The 12,780-nt window shown below is 59.6% G+C and carries 12 protein-coding genes, 2 tRNA genes and 2 other RNA genes; 5 read left to right on the top strand and 11 right to left on the bottom strand.

Going from position 1 to position 12,780, the window contains the following annotated elements; translation table 11 throughout:
• Positions 1 to 10: 10 nt before the first annotated feature.
• The 3 genes from pncA to sppA form a co-directional block, all read right to left on the bottom strand.
• The gene (gene pncA / locus C9411_RS01945) at positions 11 to 643 is read right to left on the bottom strand and encodes a bifunctional nicotinamidase/pyrazinamidase (RefSeq protein ID WP_107226321.1); all 633 of its coding nucleotides are present in this window, start codon (positions 641 to 643) and stop codon (positions 11 to 13) included.
• A gap of 22 nt (positions 644 to 665) precedes the next feature.
• The gene (gene ansA / locus C9411_RS01940; protein WP_107226582.1) at positions 666 to 1,682 is read right to left on the bottom strand and encodes an asparaginase; all 1,017 of its coding nucleotides are present in this window, start codon (positions 1,680 to 1,682) and stop codon (positions 666 to 668) included.
• Between the two features lie 93 nt (positions 1,683 to 1,775).
• A complete protein-coding gene (gene sppA, locus C9411_RS01935; protein ID WP_107226320.1) occupies positions 1,776 to 3,632 on the bottom strand; it encodes a signal peptide peptidase SppA in 1,857 nt (618 codons plus the stop codon).
• Positions 3,633 to 3,792: 160 nt separating this feature from the next.
• Between sppA and C9411_RS01930 the strand changes: the two genes are divergently transcribed.
• The 5 genes from C9411_RS01930 to C9411_RS01910 all read left to right on the top strand — a co-directional run bounded on the left by C9411_RS01930 (position 3,793) and on the right by C9411_RS01910 (position 8,878).
• Complete coding sequence (locus C9411_RS01930) at positions 3,793 to 4,344, top strand: NAD(P)H nitroreductase (protein WP_004932204.1); 552 nt, start codon at positions 3,793 to 3,795, stop codon at positions 4,342 to 4,344.
• A 157-nt stretch (positions 4,345 to 4,501) separates the two neighbouring features.
• Complete coding sequence (gene selD / locus C9411_RS01925) at positions 4,502 to 5,545, top strand: selenide, water dikinase SelD (protein ID WP_107226319.1); 1,044 nt, start codon at positions 4,502 to 4,504, stop codon at positions 5,543 to 5,545.
• An 8-nt stretch (positions 5,546 to 5,553) separates the two neighbouring features.
• Positions 5,554 to 6,663, top strand: coding sequence for a tRNA 2-selenouridine(34) synthase MnmH (mnmH, locus tag C9411_RS01920; RefSeq protein WP_107226318.1), 1,110 nt, complete (start codon positions 5,554 to 5,556; stop codon positions 6,661 to 6,663).
• Positions 6,663 to 8,585, top strand: coding sequence for a DNA topoisomerase III (locus tag C9411_RS01915; protein ID WP_107226317.1), 1,923 nt, complete (start codon positions 6,663 to 6,665; stop codon positions 8,583 to 8,585). The genes mnmH and C9411_RS01915 overlap by 1 nt, the downstream gene beginning before the upstream one ends.
• Positions 8,582 to 8,878: a YnjH family protein gene (locus C9411_RS01910; RefSeq protein ID WP_107226316.1), complete on the top strand. Its 297-nt coding sequence runs from the start codon at positions 8,582 to 8,584 to the stop codon at positions 8,876 to 8,878. Before C9411_RS01915 ends, C9411_RS01910 begins: the two co-directional genes overlap by 4 nt.
• 21 nt (positions 8,879 to 8,899) lie before the next feature.
• Here C9411_RS01910 and C9411_RS01905 read toward each other — a convergent pair whose 3' ends face one another.
• The 8 genes from C9411_RS01905 to purU form a co-directional block, all read right to left on the bottom strand.
• Positions 8,900 to 9,301, bottom strand: coding sequence for a pyrimidine (deoxy)nucleoside triphosphate diphosphatase (locus C9411_RS01905; RefSeq protein ID WP_063990118.1), 402 nt, complete (start codon positions 9,299 to 9,301; stop codon positions 8,900 to 8,902).
• 44 nt (positions 9,302 to 9,345) lie between these two features.
• Positions 9,346 to 10,152, bottom strand: a complete 807-nt coding sequence (gene xthA, locus C9411_RS01900) for an exodeoxyribonuclease III (RefSeq protein WP_063990117.1) — start codon at positions 10,150 to 10,152, stop codon at positions 9,346 to 9,348.
• 101 nt (positions 10,153 to 10,253) lie between these two features.
• Positions 10,254 to 10,826 (bottom strand): TIGR00730 family Rossman fold protein, encoded by a 573-nt coding sequence (locus C9411_RS01895; protein WP_063990116.1) that lies wholly within the window; start codon positions 10,824 to 10,826, stop codon positions 10,254 to 10,256.
• A 210-nt stretch (positions 10,827 to 11,036) separates the two neighbouring features.
• Positions 11,037 to 11,164, bottom strand: a non-coding RNA gene (locus C9411_RS01890) — RtT sRNA.
• A gap of 47 nt (positions 11,165 to 11,211) precedes the next feature.
• Positions 11,212 to 11,338: non-coding RNA, RtT sRNA (locus tag C9411_RS01885), on the bottom strand.
• 46 nt (positions 11,339 to 11,384) lie between these two features.
• A tRNA-Tyr gene (locus tag C9411_RS01880) sits at positions 11,385 to 11,469 on the bottom strand.
• 188 nt (positions 11,470 to 11,657) lie between these two features.
• Positions 11,658 to 11,742, bottom strand: a tRNA-Tyr gene (locus C9411_RS01875).
• Between the two features lie 175 nt (positions 11,743 to 11,917).
• The gene (gene purU, locus C9411_RS01870) at positions 11,918 to 12,766 is read right to left on the bottom strand and encodes a formyltetrahydrofolate deformylase (RefSeq protein WP_016927485.1); all 849 of its coding nucleotides are present in this window, start codon (positions 12,764 to 12,766) and stop codon (positions 11,918 to 11,920) included.
• Between the last annotated feature and the right edge of the window lie 14 nt (positions 12,767 to 12,780).

Genomic DNA, 12,780 nt, shown 5'->3' with positions numbered 1-12,780 from the left:
CCTGGAGGATTTAGTTGGCGAGAAATTGTGACAGGGTAACCAGTTGCGCACCGGCGCGCGTCATGTCCTGCAGCGCCCGCTCGTTGTCGCCTGGCTGCAGATTCACGCCGCGGCAGCCGTCGACGATCACCTGCGTTGGATAGCCGGCAGCCAGCGCATCCAGCACGCTGAACTTCACGCAGTAGTCAGTCGCCAGGCCCATGATTGCCAGCCGCCGGACGCCCTGCGATTGCAGCCAGCCGTGCAGCTCGGTCTGCGCACGGTGGCCGTTATCGAAGAACGCGCTGTAGCTGTCGATGTCCGTCTCCTGCCCTTTGCGAAAAACGGCATTGATGTGTTGCCGCTGCAACTGGGGGTGAAAATCGGCGCCGTGGCTCCCTTGCACGCAGTGTACCGGCCACCATACCTGCGGCAGGCCTTCCAGCTCGCCGAGGGTACCGACCTGCGCATGAGAGTTCACCGCAAAGCTGCGGTGATTGGCGGGATGCCAGTCCTGGCTGGCCACGATCGGCTCGCCACGCGCCAAACAGGCGGCGATCGCCTGATTGGCAACCGGGATGACGGCGTCGCCCGCCGTGACCGCCAGCGCGCCGCCGGGGCAGAAATCGTTTTGCAGATCGATCAACAACAGGGCCGTTTTCATCGCCGCTCCAGAGTTCAGTAGGTTAACCGTTGATGCTCAGTTCGCCGCGCAGATCTTGCTGCATCAGGGCGCGGATTTGTTCCGGCGTCAGCGGCTGGCTCAGCAGGTAGTGCAGCTTGGTCAGGGCGGCTTCCACCGTCATGTCGAAACCGCTGATCACCCCGGCGTGCGCCAATGCGTTGCCGGTGGCGTAGCCTTCCATATTGACGCGCCCGGAGATGCACTGCGTCAGGTTGACCACCACGATGCCGCGTTCGGAGGCCGCACGCAACTCGTCGATCAGCTCGGCTTTCTGCGGCGCATTACCGACGCCGTAGGAGCGCAGGATCAGCGCCTTGACCGGCTGCAGCAGGAAGTTACGCACCACCGCGCCGGAAATGCCCGGATAGATGGTGACCACGCCGATCGGCTGCGGCGTGATGTCGTGCACCCGCAGCGCGCCGTTGCAAGTCGGGCTGTCGATGCCGTGCTGGCGGCGAATGTGGATGCCGGCTTCCAGCAGCGGCGGCAGATTCGGGGAGGCGAAGGCGTCGAAACCGTCGGCGTGCGCTTTGGTGGTGCGGTTGCCGCGGAATAGTTTGTTGTTGAAGAACAGGCTGACTTCGTTCACCGGATGGTTGGCCGCCAGATACAGCGCGTTGAGCAGGTTGGTCTGGCCATCGGAGCGCAGCTCCGCCAGCGGAATCTGCGAGCCTGTGACGATCACCGGTTTGGCCAGGTTTTCCAGCATGAAGGAAAGCGCTGACGCGGTGAACGCCATGGTGTCGGTGCCGTGCAGGATCACGAAGCCGTCGTAGCGATCGTAGTTCTGCTTGATGTCGTCGGCGATGTGCTGCCAGTCTTCCGGCGTCATGTCCGAAGAGTCAATCAGTGGCGCGTATTCGTGAATGGTGAAATCCGGCATTTCCGGGCGGTGGAATTCGGGCATCAGCGCCAGCTGGCGCTGCAGGTGGCCAGAAACCGGGATATAGCCGTGATCGGAACGCTGCATGCCGATGGTGCCGCCGGTGTAGGCGACGTAAATGGATTTCTTTTGCATGGTCATGATTTTAACAAAGATAAGATGGGCTGAATTATAGGGGCATAGCGGCAGAAAAAAAGCCCGGCGATGGCCGGGCTGCAGAATTATTTGTTAGCGGACTTCTCCGCAGGTCAGACAGATAGCATAACGGTTCTGCGGATCGTTCAGGTTATTGAACAAGCCCGGCTGCTCTTTCACCGCGTTGGCGACCGAAGCCAGCGGGGCGGGCAACATGGCCTGAATTGCCGCCGGCAACATGGCGTGAATGGACACGCCGAACTGGCTGAGCACCATATCGCTCAGGCTTGGGGTATCGACGAACCAGTCGAGCTGCCACTGCTGCAGCTTCGCCAGCTCGGCGGCTTTCTTCACCGCGTCGTCGAAATCGCCCAATTGATCGACCAGGCCGTTGGCCTTGGCGTCGCTGCCGAGCCACACGTGGCCCTGGGCGATTTGGTCAACCTGTTGCGGGGTCATCTTGCGCGATTTGGCAACCAGATCGAGGAAGTTCTTATACCCATTTTCGATATTCAGCTGCATCATCTGCGAGAACTCCTGCGGCAACGCCTTGGTGACCGCAATATCGGCCAGCGGCGAGGTCGCCACGCCGTCGGTGTGCACGCCCAGCGTATCCAGGGTTTTCTCGTAGGTATTGATGATGCCGAAAATGCCGATGGAACCGGTCAGGGTGCTCGGGCTGGCGATGATGTAGTCGGCCGGCGTTGAAACCCAGTAGCCGCCCGATGCGGCCATGCCGCCCATCGAGACCACCACCGGTTTGCCGGCGGCGCGTACGGCGGCCAGTTCGGCGCGGATCACTTCGGATGCGCTGACGCTGCCGCCCGGGCTGTTGACGCGGAACACCACGGCTTTGATGGCGGGATCCAGACGTGCCTGACGCAGCTCGGCGGCGGTGGTATCCCCCCCGACGTTACCCGGCGTCTGCGGGCCGTCCATGATGGCGCCGTTGGCGAAGACGACGGCGATCTTGCCGCCCTGGTTGGCGTCCGGCTTCGGCTGATAGTCGTAGATGCTGATGGCGTTGAAATCGTTCGCCTGTTTGTCCCAGCCGAAGGTCTTGACCAGCTGATTTTCGATCGCGGTGCGCGACGCCAGTTCGTCCACCAGCTTATTGTCCAACGCATAGCGAGCGGTGTCGCCACCGGCCGCCTGCAGGCCGCTCAGTACGCCGGCGGCGCCCGGGAACAGCTGCTGCGGTGTCAGTTGGCGGTTGGCCGCGACGGTCTCCAGGTAGTTCTGCCACAGACCGCCGATCCAACGGCTGTCCGCTTCGCGTGCCGCCGGGGACATATCGTCGCGGATCAGCGGTTCGACCGCCGATTTATAGGTGCCGACGCGGAAGATATTGGTGGTGACCTTGAGCATGTCCAGCAACGACTTGTAGTACAGGTTGTTGGTGGCGAAACCGTGCAGATCGACCGCGCCCTGCGGCGACAGGTAGACCTTGTTGGCGTAGCTGGCCAGATAGTATTGCGTCTGGTTGTAGCTGTCGCCGATGGCGAAGATCGGTTTGCCGCTGTCGCGGAACTCGCGCAGCGCTTTGCCGATGTAGCGGAGCGACGGCTGATCGGCGCCGGCGAAGTCATTCAGCTGCAACACCATGCCGGTAATGTTTTTGTCGTCTTTGGCCTTGCGGATGCTGTCCACCACGTCGAACAGCGAGTTTTCCTGCAGACGGCTGCTGGAGGCACCCAACAGCTCGCGGCCCCATTGCCGCACCCGGTTGTTTACCGAAGGCTGATCGACCACCACGCCGCTTAAATCGACCAGCAGCGCACCGCGCGCCGGGGCCGTCGAGGTGGAGGAACTTTGGAAGGACAGATAGATGCCGACCCCAACCAGGATCAGCAAGACCAGGAACAGGTTAAGGATCAGTTCCCTGATAAAATTCAGCAGACGCCATGTCCACCGGAAAATGCCGGCAATAATTTGCCACAATGTGCGCATGTGCTCTCCAACAAGAGTCGAGAATGTTCCGCTATCCTAATGAGCGGCCGGGTAAATGTCAGCTTTAAATCGTGGCACTCAGACGCTATCGCCGAGGCTGTAACTCGTCGTTTAGCTATGTTAACGTGGCCGGAATGAAAATTGTTATCAGGAGTTTACGATGGATGCTCTGGATCTTTTATTGAATCGCCGCTCGGCTTCGCGCCTGGCGGAACCGGCGCCGGCGGGGGAAGTACGCCAAAATATCATCAACGCGGGCCTGCGTGCGCCCGATCACGGCGCGCTGCAGCCGTGGCGTTTCGTGATGATCGAAAATCAGGGTCTTGAGCGCTTCAGCCAGCTGCTGCAGGCGGCGGCGAAGCAGGATCAACTGGACGAAGCGGCGATCGAAAAGGCCACTAAGGCGCCGTTCCGCGCACCGCTGATCATTACCGTCATTGCGCACTGCACTGAAGAAACCAAGGTGCCGCGCTGGGAGCAGGTGGTTTCTGCCGGCTGCGCGGTACAGGCAATGCAAATGGCGGCGTTGGCGCAGGGCTTTAACGGCATCTGGCGTACCGGCGCCTGGACCGAGCATGCGCTGGTGCGTGAAGCCTTCGGCTGCCGCGAGCAGGACGAGATCGTCGGCTTCCTTTATCTGGGGACGCCGCAGCTGAAGGCCGCCACCAAGGTGACGCCGCCGGACAGCACGCCTTTCGTCAGCTATTTCTAAGTTTTTTCCAATGGGGCGCGGCGAAAATGCGCCAAACCCCGCAGAATTGCATGGTTTCTGAGCAGGCCGCTCGCTTATCGGCGGCCCGCTCTTATCAATCCCCTCGGCAAGCGCTACCCTATGTTATCTTGAGTGCCGTTACCGAAGGGAGTGGACTATGACATCGCCAGCGATCCGTTTAACCCAGTACAGCCATGGCGCTGGCTGCGGCTGCAAAATCTCACCGAAAGTTCTCGAAACCATCTTGCACAGCGAGCGGGAAAAGTTTGTCGATCCGCGCCTGCTGGTCGGCAATGAAACCCGCGACGACGCGGCGGTGTACGACATCGGCAACGGCGTCGGCATCATCAGCACCACCGACTTCTTCATGCCGATCGTCGACGATCCGTTCGATTTCGGCCGCATTGCGGCCGCCAACGCCATCAGCGACGTGTACGCCATGGGCGGTAAACCGATCATGGCGATCGCCATTCTCGGCTGGCCGATCGCCAAACTGCCGCCGGAAGTGGCGCAGCAGGTGATCGACGGTGGTCGTTTCGCCTGCCAGCAGGCGGGGATCGCGCTGGCCGGCGGCCATTCCATCGATGCGCCGGAACCTATTTTTGGCCTGGCGGTCACCGGCGTGGTCAATACCGAGCGGGTGAAGAAAAACAGCGCCGCGCAGGCCGGGGCGAAACTCTATCTGACCAAGCCGCTGGGCATCGGCGTGCTGACGACCGCCGAGAAGCAAAGCAAGCTGCGCCCTGAGCATCAGGGCCTGGCGACGGAAGTGATGTGCCGCCTGAACAAGCCGGGCGCCGACTTTGCCGAGGTGGCGGGCGTCACGGCGATGACCGATATCACCGGCTTTGGCCTGCTGGGCCACCTGAGCGAGGTGTGCCAGGGCTCCGGTCTGCAGGCGACGGTCTGGTTCGATCGGGTGCCGAAGCTGCCGGACGTCGAGGCGTATATTGCCGCAGGCTGTGTGCCGGGCGGCACCGGGCGCAACTTTGACAGCTATGGCCATCTGGTAGGCGAGATGAGCGATTTGCAGCGCCAACTGCTGTGCGATCCGCAAACCTCTGGCGGCTTGCTGTTGGCGGTAATGCCTGAGTCGGAGGCGCAGGTGCTGGCGATTGCCGGGCAGCACGGTATCACGCTCAACGCCATCGGGGAGCTGCATGTGGCATCGGCCGGTAAGCCGCTGATCGAGGTCGTGTAGTGTCCAACATGCAAGGAAGGCCGGACAGCGACGATTACTCACGCATTTTCCTGCAGGACGTGCCGCTGATTGACGTGCGCGCGCCGATCGAGTTTCAACAGGGCGCCTTCGCCCAGGCGTTGAACCTGCCGCTGATGGTCGACAGCGAACGCCAGGCGGTCGGCACCTGCTATAAGCAGCATGGGCAGCAAGCAGCGATCGCGCTCGGCCACAGCCTGGTGAACGGCAAGCTGCGCGAACAGCGCACCGCCGCCTGGCTGGCGGCCTGCGCAGAGCGGCCCGAAGGCTATATTTACTGCTTCCGCGGCGGGCTGCGCTCGCAGCTGGTGCAGCAATGGCTGCATGAGGCCGGCGTGGATTACCCGCGTATCATTGGCGGTTATAAGGCACTGCGCCATTATCTGCTCGGTGTACTAACGCAAAGCGCGGCATTGCCGATGGCCCTCGTGGGCGGCAATACCGGCAGCGGCAAGACGCTGCTGGTCAACGAACTGGCCGACGGCGTCGATCTGGAAGGCGCAGCGCGCCATCGCGGTTCATCTTTTGGCCGAACGCTGGCGGGACAGAGCTCGCAGATAGATTTTGAGAATCGTCTGGCTGTGTTATTGCTGAAAAAACAGCATGGTGGCAGCCGCCGTTGGGTGCTGGAAGACGAAGGGCGGATCATCGGTAGCAACAATCTGCCGTTGCCGTTGTTCAACGGCATGCAACAGGCGCCGGTGGCGGTGATCGACGATCCGTTCGATATTCGCCTGGCACGCCTGCAGGCCGAATATATCGACGGTATGCGCGAACAGTTCGAACAGGCCTATGGCGTGGAAGAAGGCTGGCGGCAGTACGACGACTATTTGCATCACGGCCTGTTCGCCATCCGCCGCCGTTTGGGCCTGGAGCGCTTCCAGCAGCTGACGCAGCGGTTGGAGGCGGCGCTGCGGGCGCAGCGCCTCAACGGCCAGGGCGACGCGCACCGCGAATGGTTGGCGCCCCTGTTGCAGCAGTACTACGATCCGATGTATTGCTATCAGTTGGAAAAGAAAGCCCAACGGATCGTCTTCCGTGGAAACTATGCAGAAGTAAGAGAATTCTTGATGACGTTCAGCCAGAAAAACGGTGATTAATGCGACTGTTCATAGCCGAGAAACCGAGTTTGGCGCGCGCCATTGCCGACGTCTTGCCCAAGCCGCATCGCCGCGGCGACGGCTATATCGCCTGTGGCAACAACGACGTGGTGACCTGGTGCGTCGGCCACCTGTTGGAGCAGGCTCAGCCTGACGCCTATGACAGCCGCTATGCGCGCTGGTCGTTGGCAGATCTGCCGATCATCCCCGAAAAATGGCGCTTGCAGCCGCGGCCTTCGGTCAGCAAACAGCTCAACGCCATTAAAAAGCTGCTGCTCGAAGCCGATGAAGTGGTTCACGCCGGTGACCCGGATCGCGAAGGGCAACTGCTGGTGGATGAGGTGCTGGACTACCTGGATTTGACGGCGGAGAAGCGCCAGAACGTGCGCCGCTGTCTGATCAACGATCTCAACCCGCAGGCGGTGGAGCGTGCGGTCGAGCGCCTGCGCGACAACCGGGACTTTATCCCGTTGTGCGTGTCCGCGCTGGCGCGTTCGCGCGCCGACTGGCTGTACGGCATCAATATGACCCGTGCCTATACGCTGCTGGGCCGCAACGCCGGTTACGACGGCGTGCTGTCGGTGGGCAGGGTGCAGACGCCGGTGCTCGGATTGGTGGTGCGTCGCGACGAAGAGATCGAAAACTTCGTGCCAAAAGACTTCTTTGAGGTCAAGGCACACATCGTCACGCCGAAAGAAGAACGCTTTGTAGCGCTATGGCAACCCAGCGACTCCTGCGAACCTTATCAGGATGAAGAAGGGCGTTTGCTGCACCGGCCGTTGGCGGAGCACGTGGTCAAGCGCATCGAGGGCCAGCCGGCGCTGGTCACGTCCTATAACGATAAACGGGAATCAGATACCGCGCCGCTGCCGTTTTCGCTCTCCACGCTGCAAATCGAAGCGGCCCGGCGTTATAACCTCAGCGCCCAACAGGTGTTGGACGTTTGCCAGCGGCTGTACGAAACCCACAAATTGATTACCTATCCGCGTTCCGACTGTCGCTATCTGCCTGAAGAGCATTTTGCCGGCCGCCACGCGGTGCTGAACGCCATCAGTGTGCACCAGCCTGAACTGTACCCGCAGCCGGTGATCGACAGCGATCGCCGCAACCGCTGCTGGGACGATAAAAAGGTCGATGCGCACCATGCCATCATCCCCACCGCCCGCGCCGGCAAGATTAATCTGACGCAGGATGAACGGAACGTGTATGGGCTGGTGGCGCGCCAGTACCTGATGCAGTTTTGTCCGGATGCGGTGTTCCGCAAATGCGTGATCGAGCTGGATATCGCCGGCGGCAAATTCATCGCCAAGGCGCGTTTCCTGGCGGAGGCCGGTTGGCGTACGCTGCTGGGCAGCAAGGAACGCGACGAGGAAAATGAAGGCGCACCGTTGCCGGTGGTAGCTAAGGACGATGAGTTGCTGTGTGAGCGCGGTGAAGTGGTGGAGCGCCAGACGCAGCCCCCGCGGCCGTTTACTGACGCCAGCCTGTTGTCGGCCATGACCGGCATCGCGCGGTTCGTACAAGATAAAGCGTTAAAGAAAATCCTGCGAGCGACCGATGGTTTAGGAACGGAAGCGACGCGAGCGGGGATCATCGAATTGCTGTTCAAACGGGCGTTTCTGTACAAGAAGGGACGCTATATTCACTCCAGCGAAACCGGGCGCGCGTTGATTCACTCGCTGCCGGATCTAGCTGCGCGCCCTGATATGACGGCCAACTGGGAAGCCACGCTGACGCAAATCAGCGAGAAATCCTGCCGCTATCAGGATTTTATGCAGCCGTTGGTCGGTACGCTGCAAGAGCTGATTTATCAGGCCAAGCAGAGCCGGGCGAGCATGGCGTTTCGTGGATTGCCGCCGCCTTCCAGCGGAGGCAAAAAACGCAGGAAAAGCGCCGGCAAGGCGCAGGAGAAGAGTGAATGAAGCGTGGACTCAGTGGGGTATTGGCTGCCGCTGCCTTGATGTTTTCCAGCCTGGCAGCCGCCAATCGCGGCGATGTGGACGTGGTGTTACCGGTTTCGCCGGAGATTTGGGGCACGGCCAAAAGCGGCGTCAACCCGCCGCCGGCGCAGCCCTGCAACCGCTGTTGCGTCTACCAGAATCAAAACTATTCCGAGGGCGCGGTGCTTAAAGTGGAAGGGGAAGTGCTGCAGTGCGTGCGTGAGCCTAACACCATCGGCACCAACCCCTTGATTTGGGTGCGATTGAAGAAGTGACGATGTAACCTATCGCCGCGCTTAGCGCGCATCGCCTTGCGCGGCGATATAGTCCGCCAGCAGTGGAACGTCGGCGGGCGCCAGGGCGTATTCCTGCGCCTGTTGCGGCGTGACCCAGACCAGGGCCGAGTGACAATGCAGCTGCAATTCACCGGAGAACTCCGCGACTCGCCAGGCGTGCAGCCGGATGATGCGTTCGCCTTGCTGCCACTGATTGCTGCCCACATAGTCGCCGATACGGACGCAGATCCCCAACTCCTCATCCAACTCGCGCGCCAGCGCTTCTGGCTGGCTTTCGCCGGCTTCAACTTTGCCGCCGGGAAACTCCCACAGACCGGCTTGATCGCTGCCTGCGCCGCGCTGAGCCAGCAAAATGCGGCCATTTTGTTCCAGAATAGCGGCTACCACGTCGATAATTTTCATTGGCTTCACAGAGTAAAACCCCGGCGAGCGCCGGGGTGATGGGGTTACAGCGTAAATTCCGCCCAGACCGGCGCATGGTCGGAAGGTTTCTCCATACCGCGGGTTTGGTAATCGATGCCGGTGGCGACGCAGCGCGAAGCCAGCGGGGTGCTGGCCAGCAGCAGATCGATACGCAGGCCGCGGTTGTCGTCGAACCCTTTGGAACGGTAGTCGAACCACGAGAATTCGTCGTTGCGCCCCGGGTTGGCGTGGCGATAGGTGTCCACCAGGCCCCAGTTCAGCAGGCGGTCCATCCATTCGCGCTCTTCCGGCAGGAAGGAACACTTGCCGGTGCGCAGCCAGCGTTTACGGCTGTCTTCGCCGATGCCAATGTCATAATCGCTCGGGCTGATGTTCATATCCCCCATGATCAACACTGGGGATTCTGCCGACAGTTGTTGCTCCAGGTAGTTTTGCAGATCCTGATAAAAGCGCGTTTTAGCCGGGAATTTGATCGGATGGTCGCGGCTTTCACCTTGTGGGAAGTAGCCGTTGATCACCGTCAGCGTGCCCTGTGGCGTAGCCAGATCGGCCATGATGATGCGACGCTGCGCGTCTTCTTCATCGGTCGGGAAACCGCGGCGCACGGCCAGAGGCTCCGCTTTGGTCAGCAGCGCAACGCCGTAATGGCCTTTTTGCCCGTGATAGAACACGTGATAGCCGTGCTGGCTGACTTCTTCCAGCGGGAACATGTCGTCGTGAACTTTAGTTTCCTGCAGACCGATCACGTCGGGCTGGTGCTGTTCGATAATTGCCGCCAGCTGATGCGGACGCGCGCGCAGTCCATTGATATTAAAAGAGACAAACTTCATGAGCGGTGCCGTTTTCACGAGAAAAATGTGCTGTGATAGTAGCAGAGTTTGGCGGGGAATGTAACGCAGACAGCGGAGGGACCGCTGACTGCGCAGCGGGTTTATTTCGCCCAGCGGTCGTAACTTTTAGGTTGATAGTCGTCAAACTGTTGCAGCAGCGTTTGTGCCGATTCACTGATGTGCAGGGTACCGAGATAGTCGTGGCGCATAAAGCCCTGATCGGCGACGTGCTCGAGGAACTGGCTCAGCGGGCGGTAGAATCCGTTGACGTTCAGCAGGCCGACCGGTTTGTTGTGATAGCCGATCTGCCCCCAGGTCCAGATTTCAAACAGCTCTTCCAGCGTGCCGATGCCGCCGGGCAGGGCGATAAAACTGTCCGCCAGCGTCGCCATACGGGCTTTACGCGTATGCATGTCTGGCACCACTTCCAATTCAGTCAGGCCGCGATGCGCCGTTTCCGCTTCAACCAGGCGCTCGGGGATAATGCCGACAGCTTCACCGCCCGCTGCCAACACCGCGTCCGCCACGATCCCCATCAATCCTTTTTTGCCGCCGCCGTAGATTAAACGGCGCCCCTGTGCGGCCAGCAGCTGCCCCAGTTGACGAGCCTGCTCGGCATAAGCGGGATTGACGCCTTCGCTGGCGCCACAAAAAACGCAAATATTGTTTCGCATCCACCTGTTCCTTACTGCACTAAAGAAGCCAGTGGTATAGCGAATTGTCGGCCGGAGTTCAAGTTACGGCTGGGAGTGAGGAAATAAAACATCGAGGTGAAAGCGGGGAATAAGGGGAGATACATTGAGTTTTATTGATACGAGAGCATTAGGGATGCGATGTGTTTTAAGGATGTACTTTAAGTCGGTTTGGGATTTTCTATAAAGAGAGGGTGGTAGGGGAAGGATGATTCGTCGCTGTGCGACTCACCCTGCGGGCCGCGCTAAAGCGCGTTGTCTCACTGCGTGAGACTCGAACCTTGGTCGAAGCTTCTCATCCTTCCCCGGTACGGAGCATTATGGATGCGATGTACTTTAAGTCGGTTTGGGATTTTCTATAAAGAGAGGGTGGTGGGGGAAGGATGATTCGTCGCTGTGCGACTCACCCTGCGGGCCGCGCTGAAGCGCGTTGTCTCACTGCGTGAGACTCGAACCTTGTCGAAGCTTCTCATCCTCCCCAGTGCGGAGCAATATGGATGCGATGTGCTTTAAGTCGGTTTGGGATTTTCTATAAAGAGATGGTGGTGGGGGAAGGATTCGAACCTTCGAAGTCTGTGACGGCAGATTTACAGTCTGCTCCCTTTGGCCGCTCGGGAACCCCACCATGGTATTCATGGATTTACTGATTTTTTAAGGAATGGGCTAAATTCCAGTTGTGTGCTTCTAAGGATTACCGCGCTAAAGCGCGTTGTCTCGCTGCGCTCGGCTCGAACTTTGTCAAAGCTTCTCATCCTCCCCTCGGCGTTAAATGATATTTCAGCTTTCGCTTCAAGTTCATCAACAAAGAGAAGATGGTGGTGGGGGAAGGATTCGAACCTTCGAAGTCAGTGACGGCAGATTTACAGTCTGCTCCCTTTGGCCGCTCGGGAACCCCACCATATACATGGCTATTTAACTGGCCTAGCTTGCGAGAGCGCTGTCTCGGTAAGCGGGGCGCATCATACCAAATGAAGCGGATGTGTAAAGCATTGAAATGAAGAAAATGAATCGTTTGCCGTTTTTTTATTCTTGGCGGTGCATCCCTGAACGAAATGCACCGATTTATTGAGCGATTACAGAATAACGGTGCGGTTGCCGTAGACGAAGACGCGCTGCGCCAGCACCTGATACAGCGCGCGGCTGAGCACATTTTTCTCCACGTCGCGGCCGGCGCGCATCATATCCTCGGCGGAATAGGTGTGATCGACATGGATCACGTCCTGCATGATGATCGGGCCTTCGTCGAGATTGTCGTTAACGTAGTGGGCGGTGGCGCCGATGATTTTTACCCCGCGCTCGTAGGCCTGGTGATAAGGGCGCGCGCCGATAAACGCCGGCAGGAACGAATGGTGAATGTTGATCACCTGATTCGGATAATGTTGCACGAAGGCCGGGGTCAGCACGCGCATATATTTGGCCAGCACTACGTAATCCGGCTGATATTGATCGATCTTGGCCGTCATTTCGCGGTCATGCTGTTCACGCGTCAAGCCTTCGTGGCTCACCAGATGGAAAGGAATATCGAAACGCTCCACCAGCGATTGCAGCGTGTCGTGGTTGCCGATCACGGCGGCGATTTCAACGTCGAGGCCGCCATAGGCGCTTTTCATCAACAGATCGCCCAGGCAGTGGGCCTCTTTGGTGACCAGCACCACGATGCGACGGCGCCCGGTGCTGTGCAGCTCACGCAACGAACCTTCCGGCAGCGCGCTGTCCAGATCGGCCAGCAGCGTGTTGTCGTTGAAAATGCCTTCCAGCTCGGTGCGCATGAAGAAACGCCCGGTGCGGTGATCGACGAACTCATTATTCTGAACGATATTGAGTTCGTGCTTGTAACAGATGTTGGTGATCTTGGCGATCAGCCCTTTGGCGTCCGGGCAGATGGTGCGTAACACTTTTCGTTGTACATTTTGGTGTGGCATGGGTTTGAGGATCC

It is taken from the genome of Serratia sp. Nf2 (assembly GCF_003028435.1).
Lineage (GTDB): Bacteria > Pseudomonadota > Gammaproteobacteria > Enterobacterales > Enterobacteriaceae > Serratia > Serratia marcescens_L.
The sequence above is the reverse complement of the archived record's forward strand: the minus strand, read 5'-3'. Positions and strand labels throughout refer to the sequence as shown.